The sequence below is a fragment of the Nocardioides alkalitolerans DSM 16699 genome (genome assembly GCF_000426525.1).
Taxonomy (GTDB): domain Bacteria; phylum Actinomycetota; class Actinomycetes; order Propionibacteriales; family Nocardioidaceae; genus Nocardioides; species Nocardioides alkalitolerans.
On sequence record NZ_AUFN01000014.1, the window covers coordinates 111671 to 128242 of the forward strand.

The window sequence follows — 16572 nt, forward strand, 5'->3', positions numbered from 1 at the left end:
ACCGGGTTCAGGCCCCGGTCCGCCGGCTGGCGAACGTGCCACCGTCCCGGTAGGTCAGCCAGTCGTCGTACGACGCCCCGGTGACCTCCTCGAGCAGCGCGATGTCCTCACGGTGCGGCTCGATGAGGGTCGCCCGCTGCTCGGGCGTGAGCCGCGGTCGCGACGGAGCGCCGCCGCGGTGCAGCTGGGAGACGAGCGGGGCGCTGAGCGCGCGCCAGTGCTGCGGGGCGGCGAACTGCCCGGCGTACGCCCCGGCCCGGATGACGCGACCGAGCACCCGGGTGCGGAGCCCGTCCTCGACGAAGCCGCGCGTGTTGTCGGACGGGATCTCCGCGACGGCCCGGTCCGGCACGCCGAGGAACGCGAAGACCTTCGTGAGGGTGGCGCCCGGCGCGTCGACGAGCTCGCGGTAGCGCAGCACGAGCACCTGCTCGCGGTCGAAGAGCGTGTAGAGGTCGGCGAGCTGCTCGCCGTACCGGCCGAGGCCCGCGTAGTGCCAGAACGGCGCCCAGCCCGCGGCGATGCGCTCGGGCTCGCGGCGCACGGCCTCGACGAGGTCGGGCACGGGCTCGAGGCCGTCCATCCAGAGGTGCATCCAGTTGGAGTACGCCCGGTCGACGGGGTCGCGCAGCACCACGATCAGCCTGGCGGCGGGTGCGTCGGCGGCGATCCGGCGGCGGGCGTCACGGTGGTAGAGGTAGAACGGCGTGCTCTCGCCACGCAGCACGCCCTCGGGCGCGGCGTCGAAGAGGCCGAGGTAGTCGTCGCGTCGCCACACCCACTCCTGCTGGCTGTGCGCGTCGCCGGGGCCGCGGTACGCCGGCGGCGGGGCGTCACCGCAGAGGTAGTACTTCGGCTCCTTCACCGGGCTGAGGTAGAGCCCCGGGTGCTGGGCGATCGCCGCGTGGAGCGCGGTCGTGCCCGCCTTGGGCACGCCGAGCAGGAAGAAGTCCGGGGGGCGCCGTGTCTCGACGGCGTGCAGGGCCATGACGAAACCCTACCGGCGAGATGGACTTTGACGTCCCGGACGGCGGCCCCGTCCGGATCGCGGTCGCTCAGGCCGTGCCGGCCGCCACGACGTACGCCGTGAACGCGGCGACGTCGCGGCCCCGCTCGAGGACGCCCTCCGGGGTCGCCGGGTACCGAGGCTCTCCCCCGTCACGCAGGCGCAGCGCCTCGGCGACCACGCGACCGAACCGGGCGGGGTGGTGGCCGAGCGCCCACCGTCCCGCGCCGGACTTCGTGGTCAGCGCGCCCGTCACGAGCAGGTGGTCGAGGCGGGCGACACCGAGCACGCACCAGCGGCAGACGTCCTCCCGGCCCGCCTCCGCCGGGGTCGACGAGGTGACGGCGGCGGCGAGGCCCTCGGCCGTCGCCCGCCAGTAGGAGTCGAGGTTCTCGCGCGTGAACGCGCGCAGCCGGGCGTCGTCGGTCCAGACGCCCAGCTCGGCGGCGGGCGTGCCGCGGACGGTCACGCCCCGGGTCGCGAGCTCGGTCCACGCGACGGGGTTGAGGTCCTCCCGCCCCTCGACCTCCACGTGACCGCCGAGCACGCAGAGCACGTCGGGGCAGTCGTCGGGGTCGCCGGCGAGATCGGCGGCCAGCACGTGCATCCCGTCGAACGACGGGCTCGGGCACGCCTCCCGCAGCGCGGCGTGGGCGCGCACGAGCGCCTCGACGTCACCGGGGTCGGGGCGTCGAGCGAGCACGGCGACGAAGTCGACGTCGCTCTGCCCCGCCACCCACTCGCCGAAGCAGAGACCGCCCCGCAGGTGCAGCCCCGTCACCAGGCCCGGGCGTGCCGCGTCGACGAGCGCGAGCCAGCGCGCGACGACCGCCTCGACGGGCGGCGGCAGCACGGGGACGGGCGCAGGCACGGACCGGACGCGTCAGGCGTGCAGCGACATCGGGGAGCGGTAGACCTGCCGGTCGTCCTCGAAGAGCACGACCGCGTCGACCCCGGCCTCGACGAGCTCGCCGAAGTACTCCCCCACCCACGACTCCGCGTCGGCCTGGCTCGGGAACCGCTGGTCGGCCAGCTCACCGGTCACCGTCACCTCGTCGCCGGCGGTGGTCTGGAGGCGCCACCACCAGGGCTGCTCCTCGGAGGTGGAGGTGCGGAACGTGGGCGGCTGCTCGGGCAGGGTCACGTCGCCGACCCTAGAACATGCACAATGCCCGCGTGAGCCTCCGCGTCCTCGGCACCGGCGCCGCCGACGGGTGGCCCCAGGCCTTCTGCCGGTGCGCGTCCTGCGGCGCCGAGCGCGCCGCGGGACGCGTCCGGTCCCAGACCGCCGCCCTGCTGGACGGCCGTCTCCTGCTCGACTGCGGCCCGACCACCCCCGAGGCGGCCGTCCGCGCCGGCGTCGACCTCGCCGACCTGCGCGTCGTCCTGCTCACCCACCAGCACTCCGACCACCTCAGCCCCGCCGCGCTGCTCCACCGGTCGTGGATCACGACGGCGCCGCTCGAGGTCGTCGGGCCGCCGGACGCGATCGAGGCCGCCCGCGCGTGGCTCGCCCCGGACGCGGCGGTCACCTGGCACGCCGTCGGCCCCGGCGACCGCCTGCAGATCGACGGGTACGACGTCCGGGTCCTGGCGTCCAGCCACACCACGGGGCTCGGGGCCCCCGGCGTCCCCGACGCGGTGCTGTACGACGTCACCTCCCCCACCGGGCTCCGGGTCCTGCACGCCACCGACACCGGGCCCCTGCCGACGGCGACCGTCGCCGCGGCGGAGGGCGCGGCGTACGACGTCGTGCTGCTCGAGGAGACCTTCGGCGACCGCGGGGACCTCGCGGGCGACGGCCACCTGGCGCTGGAGGGGTTCGCGGAGCAGGTCCGCCGCCTGCGCGCCGTCGGCGCCGTGCTCGACGCGACCGACGTCGTCGCCGTGCACCTCTCCCACCACAACCCGCCGACGCCCGAGCTGGCCCGCCGCCTCGCGGCCTGGGGCGCCCGGGTCGTCGACGACGGCACGCTGCTCGCCCCCCCGGACGCCGACCGCCCCCCGGGCCCGCGCGGCCCCACCCGCACGCTCGTGCTCGGCGGCGCCCGGTCGGGCAAGTCCGCGGAGGCCGAGCGGATCCTCGCCGCCGCCCCGGCCGTCACGTACGTCGCGACCTCCGGACGGCGCGACGGCGACGCGGAGTGGCGCGAGCGCGTGGCGGCGCACGTCGACCGGCGCCCCGCCCACTGGACCACCGACGAGACCCTCGACCTCGTGCCCCTGCTCGAGGACGACGCCCCCGACGCCCCCGCCCTGCTCGTCGACTGCCTCACGCTCTGGCTCACCGGTGTCATCGACCGCCACGAGGGCTGGGACACGGAGGCGCCGGGCCACGCCGACGCCTGGCGCGGCGTGGACGCGGACGTCGCCGCCCTGGTGGCCGCGTGGCGTCGTACGACGCGGCGCGTGGTCGCGGTGAGCAACGAGGTCGGGCAGGGCGTGGTGCCCGCGACCGCCTCGGGCCGGATGTTCCGTGACGCAATGGGCCGGGTCAACGCCGCCGTCGCCGCCGAGACCGAGGACGTGCGCTGGTGCGTCGCCGGACGGGTCGTGGCGCTGTGAGCGGTGACGGACGGCTGCGCGACGGCCTCTGGCTCGCCTGCGGCACCCTGAGCGCCGTCCGAGTCCCGGCGCCGCGGGTCGTCGACCGCGCGGTGGGCGGCGTCGCGATGGCGCTCGCCCCGCTGGTCGGCGCACTCCTCGCGCTCGTGGTGGCCGTGCCGGCCGGCGTGCTGGGCGAGCTCGACCGGCCCCCGCTCCTCGTCGCCGCGCTCGCGGTCGGCGCGATCGCGCTGCTGACCCGGGCGATCCACCTCGACGGGCTCGCCGACACCGCCGACGGCCTCGGCTCCGCCCGCCGGGGCGAGGCCGCGCAGGAGATCATGCGGCGCTCCGACATCGGGCCCTTCGGCGTCGTGACCCTGCTGCTCGTGCTGCTGCTGCAGGTCGCGGCGCTCGCGCACCTGCTGGCCCTCGGCCCGGTCCTGGGCGCCACGGCGCTCGCGCTGGCGCTGCTCGGCAGCCGCGCGACGCTCGTCTGGCTGTGCACGCCCTCCTTCCCCGCGGCCCGCACGGACGGGCTCGGCGTCGTGGTCGCGGGGAGCGTGCCGCTCGCCCGGGCGCTGCTGTCGCTGGCGGTCGCCGCGGTGGTCGGCGCCGGCCTCGTCGCCGTGGTGCTGACGGTCGGCGACCCCTGGTGGGAGCCCGCCCGGCTGGTCGTCGCCCTGGTCGTCGGCGTCGTCGCGGGTCAGGTGCTCGCGCTGGGGCTGGTGCGGCGCTGCGTCGACCGGTTCGGCGGGGTGACGGGCGACGTGTACGGCGCGTGCGTCGAGGTCGCCGCGACCGCGACGCTGGTCGTCACCGCGCTGGTGCTCTGAGGCCCTCGCCGTTGTCGGCGGACCGTCCTAGGGTGGCGCTCATGACCACGCTCACCGACCGTCCCAGGACCGCTCTGGTCGTCATCGACGTGCAGAACGCCGTCGTCGCCGGCGGACACGACCGTGACGCCGTCGTCGGCGCCATCGCCGGACTCGTCGACCGTGCCCGTGAGGCGGGTGTCGACGTCGTCTGGGTCCAGCACAGCTCGGAACACCTCGTCGAGGGCAGCGACGAGTGGCAGATCGTGCCCGAGCTGACGCGCGCCGGCACCGAGCCGGTCGTCCACAAGCGGTACGCGGACTCGTTCGAGGAGACCGACCTCGAGCAGACGCTCGCCGAGCGCGGCGTCGGCCACCTCGTCGTCACGGGCGCCCAGACCGACGAGTGCGTCCGGTCGACGCTGCACGGCGCGATCGTGCGCGGCTACGACGCGACGCTGGTCAGCGACGCCCACACGACGGAGGACCAGTCGGCGTACGGCGCGCCCACGCCCGACCTCGTGATCGCCCACACGAACCTGTACTGGACCTACCACACGGCGCCGGGTCGCACGGCGGGCACGGTGGCCGCCGCCGACGTCGACTTCGGGGCGTTCGCGAGCGCCTGACGCGAGCCTCCCGGCGGCGGTGCTCAGCGCACCGACGGCTCCACGAACGGCGGGCGCACCACCGTGAAGGGCTCGGCGCGGCCGCGCACGTCGACGGCGACCTCGTCGCCCTCGGCCACGCGTGCGTCGAGCAGGGCCAGCGCCACGCCGGCCTTGAGGGTGGGGCTGAAGGTCCCGGACGTCACGACCCCGGCCGCACCCCCGTCCGCATCGGTGACGGTCATGCCTGCACGGGGGATGCCCCGCCGTACGGCGCGGAGGCCCCGGAGCACGCGGGCCGGACCGGCCGCCTTCTCGGCGGTGAGCGCGTCGCGGCCCCAGAACGCCGGCTTCCTCCAGCCGACGGCCCAGCCGAGCCGTGCCTGCACGGGCGTGATGTCGCGGGAGATGTCCTGGCCGTGGAGGGGGTAGCCCATCTCGGTGCGCAGGGTGTCGCGGGCGCCGAGACCGGCGGGCACCAGCCCGTGCGGCTCGCCGGCGGCGACGAGGCGGTCCCACAGCGCCTCCGCCACGCTCACCGGCGCGACGAGCTCGTAGCCCCGCTCCCCGGTGTAGCCGGTGCGGCAGACGACGACCGAGGTGCCGTCGACGTCCGTGTCGACGAACGACATGTAGTCGTGACCGGTGGGCAGCCCGGCACCGTCGAGCACCGCGTCGGCCGCGGGTCCCTGCACGGCGAGCACCACGTGGTCGCGGTGCTCGTCGCGCACCACGACGCCCTCCGGTGCGGCGGCCGCGAGGCGCCGTACGACCTCGGCGGTGTTCGCGGCGTTCGGCACGAGCAGGACGTCGTCGTCGGCGCGCAGATAGGCGATGAGGTCGTCGACGACGCCGCCGTCCTCGTCGCAGCAGAGCGTGTACTGCGCCTGGCCGGGCGCGATGCGGGAGAGGTCGGCGGTGAGGGTGGCGTCGACGTACGCCGCCGCGCCCGGGCCGCGCACGCTCGCCTTGCCGAGGTGGCTGACGTCGAACAGGCCGGCGGCCTGGCGCACAGCCGTGTGCTCCTTGACCACGCCGGTGGCGTACTCCAGCGGCATCGACCAGCCGCCGAACTCCGCGAGCTTGGCGCCGAGCGCGACGTGGCGCTGGTGCAGGGGGGACGTGAGCAGCTCCGGGGAGTCCTGGGTCGCCATGGCCAGCACTATGCCAGCGGCGACTAGCATCGCCCGGGTGACGTCGTACACGCTCAGCAAGGCCAGCCCCGCCAAGACCCGCGCCGACGCCGTCGTCGTCGGCGTCGTGACGACGAAGGACGGGCCGGCCCTCGCGCCCGGCGCGGAGTCCGTCGCCGACGCCTACGGCCGCCGCCTCCGCCCGCTGCTCACCGCGCTGGGCGTGACCGGCAAGGAGGGCGAGTCCCACCTGGTGCCCGTCGGCGACGAGCTGACGACCTCCCTGCTGGTGCTGGTCGGTCTCGGTGACGAGGCCGGGTCGAGCGACCCCGTCGTCGTACGACGCGGCGCGGGCACCGCGGCCCGAGCCGTCACGAACGCGGCGTCGGTCGCGCTCGCCCTGCCCGCCGACTCCCCCGCGCTGGTGCGGGCCGTCATCGAGGGCTTCGAGCTCGGCGGCTACCGCTTCACGGCGTACCGCAAGGAGAGCCTGACCGACGACACCACCGCGCCCGACGCGGTCGTGCTCACCCCGGCCGCGCGCCGCGCCGACGTCCAGGCGGAGGCGGAGGTGGCCCAGGTCGTGGCCCGCGCCGTCGCCGCCACCCGCGACTGGGTCAACACGCCGCCCGCCGACCTCACGCCGCCGGCCTTCGCCGACGCCGTCAGCGCCGCCCACCAGGCCGCCACCAAGGGTCGCGGCGCCCCGAAGATCGAGATCACCGTGCACGACGAGGTCTCCCTGGCCGAGCTGGGCTGCGGCGGCATCCTCGGCGTCGGTGCCGGGTCGAGCGCCCCGCCGCGCCTCGTCGAGCTGACCTACACCCCGGCCGACCCGGTCGCGCACCTCGCGCTCGTCGGCAAGGGCATCACCTTCGACTCGGGCGGTCTCTCCATCAAGCCCGGCGGGTCGATGACGACGATGAAGTGCGACATGGCCGGCGCCGCCGCCGTCGTGCAGGCGACCCTCGCGATCGCCGAGCTCGGGCTGCCCGTCACGGTCAGCACCTTCGCCCCGATGGCCGAGAACATGGTGTCGGGCAGCGCGACCCGGCCCGGGGACGTGCTGAGCATCTACGGCGGCACGACCGTCGAGATCTCCAACACCGACGCGGAGGGCCGCCTCGTGCTCGCCGACGGCCTGGCCCGCGCGGTCGAGCTCGCGCCCGACGTCGTGCTCGACGTGGCCACCCTCACCGGAGCGATGGTCGTGGCCCTCGGCGACCGCATCAGCGGCGTGATGGGCACCGACGACGTCGTGGCGGGCGTCGTCGAGGCGGCGGAGAGCGCCGGCGAGGCCATGTGGCCGATGCCCCTGCCCGACGAGATGCGCGAGCGTGTGCGCAGCAGCAAGGTCGCCGACCTCGCCCAGCACGACTGGGTGCGGTGGGGCGGCGGGCTCTTCGCCGGCGCCTTCCTGCGCGAGTTCACGGGCGGCCTGCCCTGGGCTCACCTCGACGTGGCCGGACCCGCGTTCCACGCGGGCGGCGCGACGGGCCACCTCACCCCGGGCGGCACCGGTGCCGCCGTGCCCACCCTCGTGGCCTACGCCCAGCGCCTCGCCGCGGAGCACGCCGCGAGCCCGGCGCGCTGAGCGCGCCGGACCCGGGCCTCAGAGCTCGCCGCTCGCCTTCTTGCGCCGGTTGAAGTCGCGCATGCGCTGCGGGATGCCGACGACCGCGGCGTCGTACGACGGCACCTGGTGCTTGTTGGCGAACGCGTGCGCCCACTTGACCGACGGCACGCGACGTCGCGTCCACTCGCCGTCGTGGGCGACGAGCAGGAGGGTGACGTCGCTGACCGCCGTGCGGGGCTCGACGAAGCCCTCGACGCCGCGGCGCGACTGCACGAACTCGAGCAGGTGCTGCGCGTCGTCGCTATCGGAGGCCCGCACGCGGGTGGAGCCGGTGCGCTCGGTGTGGCTGCCGGGACGACTGGTGCGCGGACGGGACCTGAAGCGGTCGAACAAACCCATGGTCACCATTCTGCCGTGTTCACGGGAGCACTACCGTCGAGTAGCGAACATGGGTCGTGTCCGGGTGGGAACCGGTGACCCGGTAGTGCAAGGATGGGCGCCGCAGCAGCACCCACTCGAGCCCTGGAGGCGAGGCGTGACGGACTACGACGTGCTGGTCCTCGACCGAGGACCGTCCGCCGGTCACGACCACGCCCTGCCCACGCCGTACGGCGGAGCACCGCTCGACCCCACGCTGCCAGTTTCCCTCCCGGGCGCCGACCGTCGCCCGGTGAGCCGCACGACACCTCACACACCCCGCTGAGACGAATAGGAAGCACATGGCGACCGAAGTAAACCTGCCGGCCCTCGGCGAGTCCGTCACCGAAGGCACCGTGACCCGCTGGCTCAAGCAGGTGGGCGACTCGATCGCGGTGGACGAGCCGCTCCTCGAGGTCTCGACCGACAAGGTCGACACGGAGATCCCCTCGCCCGTCGCGGGCACCCTGCTCGAGATCCGCGCCGAGGAGGACGACACGGTCGAGGTCGGCGCCGTGCTGGCCGTCGTGGGTGACGAGGGCGAGTCCGCCGGCGACGCCGACGACACCGCCGAGCCGGAGGCCCAGCCAAAGGACGACGCCGAGGCCGAGAAGAAGGCCGAGCAGGAGGAGGAGATCGTCGAGGAGAAGGGCGAGCTGCCCGCCGGCGACGAGACCCCCGAGGCCGAGAAGTCCGACGAGGCCCCCGCCGCGAAGCCCGCCGCCTCCGGCGGGTCGTCCTCCGGCACCGCCGTGACGCTCCCCGCGCTGGGCGAGTCCGTCACCGAGGGCACCGTCACCCGCTGGCTCAAGGAGGTCGGTGACGACGTCGCCGTCGACGAGCCCCTCCTCGAGGTCTCGACCGACAAGGTCGACACCGAGATCCCCTCGCCGGTCGCCGGCACGCTCCTGGAGATCAAGGCCGCCGAGGACGAGACCGTCGAGGTCGGCGCCGAGCTCGCCATCATCGGTTCCGCCGACGCCGCTCCCGCGGCCGCCGAGCCGGAGCCCGAGCCGGAGCCGGAGCCCACCCCCGAGCCCGAGCCGGAGCCCACCCCGGAGCCCGAGAAGAAGCCCGAGCCCGCCCCGGAGCCGGAGAAGAAGGCGGAGCCGGCCCCGGCCGCGCGCGCCGACGAGCCCGCCCCGGAGCAGCCCGCCCTGTCGTCCGGCTCGAGCGCCGGGTCCGACGCCGGCACCTACGTCACGCCGCTCGTGCGCAAGCTCGCCGCGCAGCACGACGTCGACCTGTCGTCGGTGACGGGCACCGGTGTCGGTGGCCGCGTCCGCAAGCAGGACGTGCTCGACGCCGCCGCGAAGGCCAAGGAGGCTGCCGCCGCTCCCGCGCCGTCCGCCCCCGCCGCCTCGGCTCCGTCCGCGCCCTCCGCTCCGTCGTCGTCGCCGTCGCCGGTCACCCCGTCGCCGCTGCGCGGCAAGACCGAGAAGCTGTCGCGGCTGCGCAAGATCATCGCGAGCCGCATGGTCGGGTCGCTCCAGACCTCGGCCCAGCTCACGCAGGTCGTGGAGATCGACGTCACCAACATCGCGCGTCTGCGCGACAGCGTGAAGGCCGACTTCCTGGCGCGCGAGGGCGTCAAGCTCTCGTACCTGCCGTTCTTCGCGAAGGCCGCGATCGACGCGCTGAAGGAGCACCCCGCCCTCAACGCCTCGATCGACGCCGAGGCCGACACGGTGACGTACTACGACCACGAGAACCTCTCGATCGCGGTCGACACCGAGAAGGGCCTCATCACCCCGGTGATCAAGGAGGCCGGTGACCTCTCGATCTCCGGTCTCGCGAAGAAGATCGCCGACATCGCGGCCCGCACGCGCACCAACAAGATCGGCCCCGACGAGCTGTCGGGCGGCACCTTCACGATCACGAACCTCGGCAGCGTCGGCGCCCTCTGGGACACGCCGATCATCAACTCGCCGCAGGTCGCGATCCTCGGCCCGGGTGCCGTCGTGAAGCGTCCCGTGGTGATCGACGACCCCAACCTGGGCGAGACGATCGCGGTGCGCCACATGGTCTACGTCGCGCTGACGTACGACCACCGTCTGGTGGACGGCGCCGGCGCCGGCCGCTTCCTCCAGGACGTGAAGAAGCGTCTGGAGAGCGGTCAGTTCGAGGTCTGACCGACCACGTCCGACCATCCGTACGACGGCCCCGGCCCGGTTCTTCCGGACCGGGGCCGTCGTGTCCGTTCAGGAGGTAGTGCATGCACGTCGTCGTCGCCGGTTCGTCCGGTTTCCTGGGCCAGGCCCTCGTCCGCGAGCTGCGCGCCCGCGACCACCGCGTCACGCGGCTCGTCCGCTCGGCCAGCGACGAGCCCGACACGTCGGTGTGGGCGCCGTACGACGGCACGGTCGACGCCGCGCTGGTCGGCAGCGCCGACGTGGTCGTCAACCTCGCCGGCTCGCCCACCATGGGCAACCCGCACTCGAAGAAGTGGGCCACCGAGCTCCGGCGCAGCCGGATCACCACGACGGCCCTGCTGGCCCGCACGATCGCGGATGCCGAGCGCTCCCCCGCCTTCCTCGCCGGCAACGGCATCTCCTTCTACGGCGACCACCGCGACGCCGGCGACCCCGTGCTGACGGAGTCGGCCGACAGCCGCGGCGACGCCCTGCTCACCGACGTGACCCGCGAGTGGCAGGACGCCGCCCAGGCGGCCGTCGACGCGGGGGCCAGGGTCTGCTTCCTGCGCACGGCGCCGGTGCTCGACCGCGCCAGCGCGCCGCTCAACCTGCTGCTGCCGCTCTTCCGCCTCGGCGGGGCCGCGAAGCTCGGCGACGGGCGCCAGCACTTCCCCGTCATCTCGCTGCGCGACTGGGTGGGCGGCGTGGCGCACCTCGCGGAGCACGACACCGCCTTGGGCGCCTTCAACCTCTGCTGCCCCGAGGTGCCGACCAACGCCGAGTTCACGAAGGTGCTGGCCGAGCTCGTCCGGCGTCCCGCGTTCCTGCGCGTGCCCTCCCCGCTGATCCGCTTCGGTGCCGGCCGGATGGCGCCCGAGGTGCTCGGTTCGCTCCGCACCCGTCCCGAGGCGCTCGAGCAGGCCGGCTACCTCTTCCACGACCACGACATCCGCGACGTGCTCACGACGGCGCTGGCCCCGACGACCTGACCTCGGTCAGGCGCCAGGTCGCGTCGTCGCCGCGGGTGAACGTGAGCACCCGCCGCGTCGACGGGGCCGACGGCGTCCGCACCCCCGTGGCGGCGCCGTCGGTCCGTCGTACGTCGGCCCGCCGCAGGCGCTCGGTCACGCCCACCACGAGCCGGTCCGGCGCGTGCTCGACCGTCGAGGCGGACACGAGCTCGAACCCGACCCCGTGCAGCCGCAGCCCGCGGTCCTCGTAAGCCGCCAGCAGCGCGACGTCCTCCGCCGCCAGCGGCGAGGCCTCCGGGTAGAGCAGCCGGAGCGCGGGCACGTCGCCGGCGGCGTACGCGACCGCGCGCGCCTCGTCCCAGTCGCGCACGACGGCCGCGGCGTCCACCTCCGACGCCCCGGCCGTCGGACGACCGGCGTCCCACCACCGACCCGCGGGACCGCCCTGCGCCGCCGCCGGGCTCGCGTCGCCACCCCCACCGGACGCACCCCCGCCGGACGCACCCCCGCCGGTTACCAGCACGGCGACGAGCCCGACGGCCGGCACGACCGCCAGCATCAGGGCGACGACGACCAGCGCCACGGGCGCGAGGCGACGGCGTGCGGCGCGGTGGGTCCCGCCGGGTGCGGCGCGACGGGCGGGTGGGACGGGCATGGCTCCACCCTGCCGCGGTCGGCCGATCGCTGCTTCCGCTCCTCCACAGGCTGCGCCCGGCCCGTCGTACGACGCGAGTAGGCTCGGCCCCATGGCACAGAGCGGTCTGTCGGTGAGGACGCTGGGGCTCGGCCCCGGCGAGGTGGGGCTCGAGTACCGCGAGGCGTGGGAGCTGCAGCGCGCCGTGCACGCCGAGGTCGTGGCGTCGCCGGTCGACCCCAGCGGCGCTCCGACAGGCACGATCCTCATGCTCCAGCACCCGCCGGTCTTCACCTGCGGCAAGCGCACCGACGCCCACGAGCGCCCCGCCGACCCGGGTGGCGCCGACGTCATCGACGTCGACCGGGGCGGCAAGATCACGTTCCACGGGCCGGGCCAGCTGGTGGGCTACCCCATCGTCCGGCTGCCCGACCACGTGCTGGTCGTCGACTACGTCCGCCGCGTGGAGGAGGCCCTCATCGGCGCCTGCGCCGACCTGGGCGTCGCGACCGCCCGGGTGCCCGGTCGCAGCGGCGTGTGGCTGCGCGCCGACGACCGCGGCCCCGAGCGCAAGATCGCCGCCATCGGGCTCCGCGTGGCTGGCGGCGTGACCATGCACGGGTTCTCGCTGAACTGCGACGTCGACCTCGACTGGTACGCCCGGTTCACGCCGTGCGGGATCACCGACGCGGGTGTCACGTCGCTCAGCGCCGAGCTGGGTCGCGACGTCACGATCACCGAGGTGCTGCCGGTCGTCGAGGCGCACCTGCGTCGCCTGCTGGCCTGGGCGCCGTACGACGCCACCCCCGACTTCGAGGCCCGCCCCGAGCCGCCCCGGGCGAGCGCGCCGTCGCTCCCCCGCATCGAGCTCGTCACCCCCGGCTGAGCCGCCCCGGCGCGACGCCGGAGTGTCGTGCGCCCGTTGTCACCCCTCCCCGGCAGGATGACCGCCGGAGACCAGGGGGCGGCGCCATGACCGAGCACGTGATCGAGACGCGCGGACTGCGCAAGGAGTTCCGCACGCGCCACGGCGTGCGCGTGGCGGTCGACGGGCTCGACCTCGCGGTGCCGGCCGGTGGCGTGCACGGTTTCCTCGGCCCCAACGGCTCCGGCAAGACCACGACCATCCGCATGCTCCTCGGCCTGGCCCGCGCCACCAGCGGCGAGATGCGGCTCTTCGGCCGTCCGGTGCCCGACGAGCTGCCGCACGTGATCGGCCGCGTCGGCGCCGTCGTGGAGTCGCCCAAGTTCAGCCCCACCTTCACGGCCCGGCAGAACCTGGGGCTCCTCGCCCGCGCGGGCGGGGTGCCGGTCGATCGCGTGGACACCGCGCTCACCACCGTGGGCCTCGCCGACCGCGCCGACGAGCGCTACCACGGCTACTCGCTCGGCATGAAGCAGCGACTGGCGATCGCCGCGACGCTGTTGAAGGACCCGGCGCTCCTCGTCCTCGACGAGCCGACCAACGGTCTCGACCCGGCCGGCATCCGCGAGATCCGCGAGATGGTCCGCGGGCTCGGGGAGCGGGGCGTGACCGTGCTCGTGAGCTCGCACCTCCTGGCCGAGGTGCAGCAGGTCTGCACCTCGGCGAGCATCATCGGCCGCGGCCGGCTGCTCGCCCAGGGTCGCGTCGACGACCTCCTGGGCGGCGGCACGTCGTACCGGGTGGTCGTGACCGACCCCGAGGCGGCGGTCGTCGCCCTGCGGGAGGCGGGTCTCGTCGTACGGCGCGAGCCCGGTGCCCCGCCGGGCACCCTCGCGGTCGACCCGGCCGGTGCCGGTCCGGCCCGGATCACGCAGGTGCTCGGCGAGCGCGGGCTGTGGCTCTCGGAGCTCTCCCCCGTGCGCGCCGACCTCGAGCAGGTCTTCCTCGACCTCACCTCGGACCACACCCTCGGCACGCCCGGCGACGAGCCCGGGACCACCGGCCCGGACGGAGACCCGTCGTGACCGGGCTCGCCGGGCTCGCCCGCGTGGAGCTCACCCGTCTGCGCCTGCGCCGGGCGGTGCTCGTGCTGCTGGCCGTCGCCGTCGTCGTGCCCGTCCTGATCTGGGCGAGCACGGCGTGGGACACCCGCGCGCACAGCGACGCCGACGCCCGCTTCGCCGAGGAGCAGCTGGTCACGGACACCGCCGACTGCCGCGCCTGGGCCGAGGAGGAGGAGCAGCGGCTGGACGCGGAGTCCGACGGCAGCGTCGACAACGTCGTCCTCTGCGCGGGCGACGAGGGCACGGGGGCCGAGGGCTACCTCCCCCGCCCTCCGCTCGACCTGGAGGAGGAGCGCACCGACAGCGGGTTCGCGGTGGTGGTGCTGCTCGGCGTCGTGGTGCTCCTGGTGGGCACGACGTTCGCTGGCGCCGACTGGGCGTCGGGGTCGATGTCGGTGCAGCTGCTCGTCGAGCCCCGCCGTACGCGCGTCTGGGTGGCGAAGGCCGTGGCCGTCGGTCTGTGGGCGGCGGTGGTCGCCCTCGTGGTGCAGGTCGCGTACTGGTCCGCCTTGATCGCGCTGGCCTTCTGGCGCATGCGACCACGGCCCGAGGGGTTCACCGTCGACCTCGTCGAGACCGTCACCGCTGCGACGCTGCTGCTCGCGGTGGCCGCGGTGACGGCGTACGCGCTGACGATGCTGCTGCGCTCCACGGTCGGCGCTCTCGGGGTGATGTTCGCCGTGCTGGTGCTGGGCAGCCTCCTCGTCGGGCTGCTGCCGCTCGACGCCCCCGAGCGCTGGCTCGTGCCGACCAACGTGCTCGCCTTCGTCACCGGGGAGTACCGCTACTACCTGCAGACTCCCGAGTGCCTCTACGGGTCGGGACTGCCGGGGTGCGAGGGCGTCATCGACCGCTCCGGCAGCGGCCTCTTCCTGCTCGTCGGTGCCGCGGTCGTGGTGGCGGCGTCGGTGCTGTCGTTCCGCCGTCGCGACGTGCCCTGAGAGCCCCCGGCGGATGCCCGGTGACCTGGCTCACCGGCGTACAGTGAAGTCCGTGACTCAGATGCCTGCCCCCGAAGGTCGCAAGCTCCTCCGCCTCGAGGTCCGCAACGCGGAGACGCCGATCGAGCGCAAGCCCGAGTGGATCAAGACCAAGGCGAAGATGGGGCCCGAGTTCCAGGCGCTGCAGGGCCTCGTGAAGTCCGAGGGCCTCCACACGGTGTGCCAGGAGGCGGGCTGCCCCAACATCTACGAGTGCTGGGAAGACCGCGAGGCCACGTTCCTCATCGGCGGCGACCAGTGCACGCGTCGCTGCGACTTCTGCCAGATCGACACCGGCAAGCCGCAGCCCCTCGACCGCGACGAGCCCCGCCGCGTCGCGGAGTCGGTGCAGAAGATGGAGCTGCGCTACGCGACCATCACCGGCGTCGCCCGCGACGACCTGCCCGACGGCGGCGCCTGGCTCTACGCCGAGACCGTGCGGATGATCCACGAGCTCAACCCCGGCACGGGCGTCGAGAACCTCATCCCCGACTTCAACGGCACCCCCGACCTGCTGGCCGAGGTCTTCGAGTCGCGCCCCGAGGTGCTCGCCCACAACGTCGAGACCGTGCCCCGCATCTTCAAGCGCATCCGCCCGGCGTTCCGCTACGAGCGCTCGCTCGACGTGATCACCCAGGCGCGCGCGTTCGGGCTGGTCACCAAGTCCAACCTCATCCTCGGCATGGGCGAGACCCGCGAGGAGGTCTCGCAGGCGCTGAGCGACCTCCACGAGGCCGGCTGCGACCTCATCACCATCACCCAGTACCTCCGTCCGTCGCTGCGCCACCACCCCGTCGAGCGCTGGGTCAAGCCCCACGAGTTCGTCGAGCTGCAGGAGGAGGCGATGGAGATCGGCTTCGCCGGCGCGCTGTCCGGACCCCTGGTCCGTTCGTCGTACCGCGCCGGTCGGCTGTACCGTCAGGCCGTCGAGGCTCGTTCCGGTGCGCCGGTCGAGACCAAGGCGAGCGTCAGCGTCTGACCCCCCGGGGGCACGGCGCTTTTCCTGTCCGACCGGGCCCGCACCGTCGGTCCCCGCAGAAGAAGGCTCCACCGCATGTCGAGCAAGCAGCCCGCAGCCCCCGCTCCGAAGAAGAAGCGCCGGCAGCAGTTCTCCGAGACCTACCGGATGGCCAAGAAGGGCGACCCGAAGCTCGGTCTGATCCTGCTGGGCACCTTCCTGGTGTTCGGCCTCGTCGGTTTCGGCCTCTTCTGGCTGATCCCGGGACCGAACTGGATCTTCGCCGTGCCCGGCGGCATCCTCACCGGCACCCTGGCCACCCTCATCGTCTTCGGCCGGCGCGCCCAGCGCTCGATGTACACGCAGATCGAGGACCAGAAGGGCGCCGCCGCGGCCGCGCTCCAGATGCTCCGCCGCGGCTGGGTCTCGAAGCCCATGGTGGCCTTCAACAAGCAGCAGGACGTCGTGCACCGCGTCGTCGGCCGCCCCGGCATCATCCTCATCGGTGAGGGCAGCCCCACGCGGCTCAAGCAGCTGATGGCCTCCGAGCGCCGCAAGCACGAGCGCGTCGCGACCGACACCCCCATCAACGAGGTCGTCGTCGGCCGTGGTGAGGGCCAGGTGCCGCTGCCCAAGCTGGTGCGCCACCTGCAGAAGATGCCCAAGAAGATCCGCCCCGCGGAGATGACCGACACGCTCAACCGCATCAAGGCGCTCGACGCCCAGCGCTCGACGCTCCCGCTGCCCAAGGGGCCGATGCCGTCGAACATGAAGGGCATGCGCCAGAACATGCGCGGGCGCTGAGC

General features: G+C 74.5%; 17 protein-coding genes. 11 read left to right on the forward strand and 6 right to left on the reverse strand.

What is annotated here, in order from left to right; translation table 11 throughout:
- Window positions 1-7 precede the first annotated feature (7 nt).
- The 3 genes from K329_RS0114005 to K329_RS26865 all read right to left on the reverse strand — a co-directional run bounded on the left by K329_RS0114005 (window position 8) and on the right by K329_RS26865 (window position 2150).
- Window positions 8-988 carry a sulfotransferase family protein gene (locus K329_RS0114005; protein ID WP_028473540.1) on the reverse strand — a complete coding sequence of 327 codons (981 nt, stop codon included), beginning with the start codon at window positions 986-988 and terminating at the stop codon, window positions 8-10.
- Between the two features lie 67 nt (window positions 989-1055).
- Window positions 1056-1877 (reverse strand): aminoglycoside adenylyltransferase domain-containing protein, encoded by an 822-nt coding sequence (locus tag K329_RS26860; RefSeq protein ID WP_157571736.1) that lies wholly within the window; start codon window positions 1875-1877, stop codon window positions 1056-1058.
- 12 nt (window positions 1878-1889) lie between these two features.
- Entirely contained in the window at window positions 1890-2150 is a 261-nt protein-coding gene (locus tag K329_RS26865) for a hypothetical protein (protein ID WP_084541296.1), read from the reverse strand.
- A gap of 32 nt (window positions 2151-2182) precedes the next feature.
- On the opposite strand from K329_RS26865, the gene K329_RS31720 reads away from it, so the two are divergent.
- From K329_RS31720 to K329_RS0114030, 3 genes are read left to right on the forward strand one after another with little or no spacing between them, the layout of a single operon-like run.
- On the forward strand, window positions 2183-3571 hold the full coding sequence (locus K329_RS31720) for a bifunctional adenosylcobinamide kinase/adenosylcobinamide-phosphate guanylyltransferase (RefSeq protein WP_028473541.1): 1389 nt from the start codon (window positions 2183-2185) through the stop codon (window positions 3569-3571).
- The gene (locus tag K329_RS0114025; RefSeq protein ID WP_028473542.1) at window positions 3568-4386 is read left to right on the forward strand and encodes an adenosylcobinamide-GDP ribazoletransferase; all 819 of its coding nucleotides are present in this window, start codon (window positions 3568-3570) and stop codon (window positions 4384-4386) included. Before K329_RS31720 ends, K329_RS0114025 begins: the two co-directional genes overlap by 4 nt.
- A gap of 41 nt (window positions 4387-4427) precedes the next feature.
- Window positions 4428-4994 carry a cysteine hydrolase family protein gene (locus tag K329_RS0114030; RefSeq protein ID WP_028473543.1) on the forward strand — a complete coding sequence of 189 codons (567 nt, stop codon included), beginning with the start codon at window positions 4428-4430 and terminating at the stop codon, window positions 4992-4994.
- Window positions 4995-5017: 23 nt separating this feature from the next.
- Here K329_RS0114030 and gcvT read toward each other — a convergent pair whose 3' ends face one another.
- Window positions 5018-6127, reverse strand: coding sequence for a glycine cleavage system aminomethyltransferase GcvT (gene gcvT / locus K329_RS0114035; protein WP_028473544.1), 1110 nt, complete (start codon window positions 6125-6127; stop codon window positions 5018-5020).
- Window positions 6128-6164: 37 nt separating this feature from the next.
- Between gcvT and K329_RS0114040 the strand changes: the two genes are divergently transcribed.
- Window positions 6165-7700, forward strand: a complete 1536-nt coding sequence (locus K329_RS0114040; RefSeq protein ID WP_028473545.1) for a leucyl aminopeptidase — start codon at window positions 6165-6167, stop codon at window positions 7698-7700.
- 18 nt (window positions 7701-7718) lie between these two features.
- On the opposite strand, the gene K329_RS0114045 is transcribed toward K329_RS0114040, so the two are convergent.
- On the reverse strand, window positions 7719-8081 hold the full coding sequence (locus K329_RS0114045) for a hypothetical protein (protein WP_028473546.1): 363 nt from the start codon (window positions 8079-8081) through the stop codon (window positions 7719-7721).
- A gap of 320 nt (window positions 8082-8401) precedes the next feature.
- Here K329_RS0114045 and sucB point away from each other — a divergent pair, with 320 nt between their 5' ends.
- Window positions 8402-10231: a 2-oxoglutarate dehydrogenase, E2 component, dihydrolipoamide succinyltransferase gene (gene sucB / locus K329_RS0114050; protein WP_028473547.1), complete on the forward strand. Its 1830-nt coding sequence runs from the start codon at window positions 8402-8404 to the stop codon at window positions 10229-10231.
- Window positions 10232-10314: 83 nt separating this feature from the next.
- Entirely contained in the window at window positions 10315-11223 is a 909-nt protein-coding gene (locus K329_RS0114055) for a TIGR01777 family oxidoreductase (RefSeq protein WP_028473548.1), read from the forward strand.
- Here K329_RS0114055 and K329_RS0114060 read toward each other — a convergent pair.
- Entirely contained in the window at window positions 11195-11860 is a 666-nt protein-coding gene (locus tag K329_RS0114060; RefSeq protein WP_028473549.1) for a hypothetical protein, read from the reverse strand. The two genes, K329_RS0114055 and K329_RS0114060, sit on opposite strands and share 29 nt — an antisense overlap.
- A 91-nt stretch (window positions 11861-11951) precedes the next feature.
- On the opposite strand from K329_RS0114060, the gene lipB reads away from it, so the two are divergent.
- From lipB to K329_RS0114085, 5 genes are all read left to right on the forward strand, one after another.
- Window positions 11952-12725, forward strand: a complete 774-nt coding sequence (gene lipB, locus K329_RS26870; protein WP_052336897.1) for a lipoyl(octanoyl) transferase LipB — start codon at window positions 11952-11954, stop codon at window positions 12723-12725.
- 86 nt (window positions 12726-12811) lie between these two features.
- A complete protein-coding gene (locus K329_RS0114070; protein WP_028473550.1) occupies window positions 12812-13789 on the forward strand; it encodes an ABC transporter ATP-binding protein in 978 nt (325 codons plus the stop codon).
- Window positions 13786-14769 carry an ABC transporter permease subunit gene (locus K329_RS0114075; RefSeq protein ID WP_028473551.1) on the forward strand — a complete coding sequence of 328 codons (984 nt, stop codon included), beginning with the start codon at window positions 13786-13788 and terminating at the stop codon, window positions 14767-14769. Before K329_RS0114070 ends, K329_RS0114075 begins: the two co-directional genes overlap by 4 nt.
- 61 nt (window positions 14770-14830) lie before the next feature.
- A complete protein-coding gene (gene lipA, locus K329_RS0114080) occupies window positions 14831-15787 on the forward strand; it encodes a lipoyl synthase (protein WP_043643606.1) in 957 nt (318 codons plus the stop codon).
- Window positions 15788-15862: 75 nt separating this feature from the next.
- Complete coding sequence (locus K329_RS0114085; RefSeq protein ID WP_028473553.1) at window positions 15863-16570, forward strand: DUF4191 domain-containing protein; 708 nt, start codon at window positions 15863-15865, stop codon at window positions 16568-16570.
- The last annotated feature ends 2 nt before the right edge of the window (window positions 16571-16572 follow it).

Bases quoted from the DNA above. Each gene is read 5' to 3' on its own strand.
- K329_RS0114005 (WP_028473540.1), bottom strand. From the start codon at position 988: ATGGCCCTGCACGCCGTCGAGACACGGCGCCCCCCGGACTTCTTCCTG.
- K329_RS0114030 (WP_028473543.1), top strand. From the start codon at position 4,428: ATGACCACGCTCACCGACCGTCCCAGGACCGCTCTGGTCGTCATCGAC.
- gcvT (WP_028473544.1), bottom strand. From the start codon at position 6,127: ATGGCGACCCAGGACTCCCCGGAGCTGCTCACGTCCCCCCTGCACCAG.
- K329_RS0114045 (WP_028473546.1), bottom strand. From the start codon at position 8,081: ATGGGTTTGTTCGACCGCTTCAGGTCCCGTCCGCGCACCAGTCGTCCC.
- sucB (WP_028473547.1), top strand. From the start codon at position 8,402: ATGGCGACCGAAGTAAACCTGCCGGCCCTCGGCGAGTCCGTCACCGAA.
- K329_RS0114055 (WP_028473548.1), top strand. From the start codon at position 10,315: ATGCACGTCGTCGTCGCCGGTTCGTCCGGTTTCCTGGGCCAGGCCCTC.
- K329_RS0114060 (WP_028473549.1), bottom strand. From the start codon at position 11,860: ATGCCCGTCCCACCCGCCCGTCGCGCCGCACCCGGCGGGACCCACCGC.
- lipB (WP_052336897.1), top strand. From the start codon at position 11,952: ATGGCACAGAGCGGTCTGTCGGTGAGGACGCTGGGGCTCGGCCCCGGC.
- K329_RS0114070 (WP_028473550.1), top strand. From the start codon at position 12,812: ATGACCGAGCACGTGATCGAGACGCGCGGACTGCGCAAGGAGTTCCGC.
- lipA (WP_043643606.1), top strand. From the start codon at position 14,831: ATGCCTGCCCCCGAAGGTCGCAAGCTCCTCCGCCTCGAGGTCCGCAAC.
- K329_RS0114085 (WP_028473553.1), top strand. From the start codon at position 15,863: ATGTCGAGCAAGCAGCCCGCAGCCCCCGCTCCGAAGAAGAAGCGCCGG.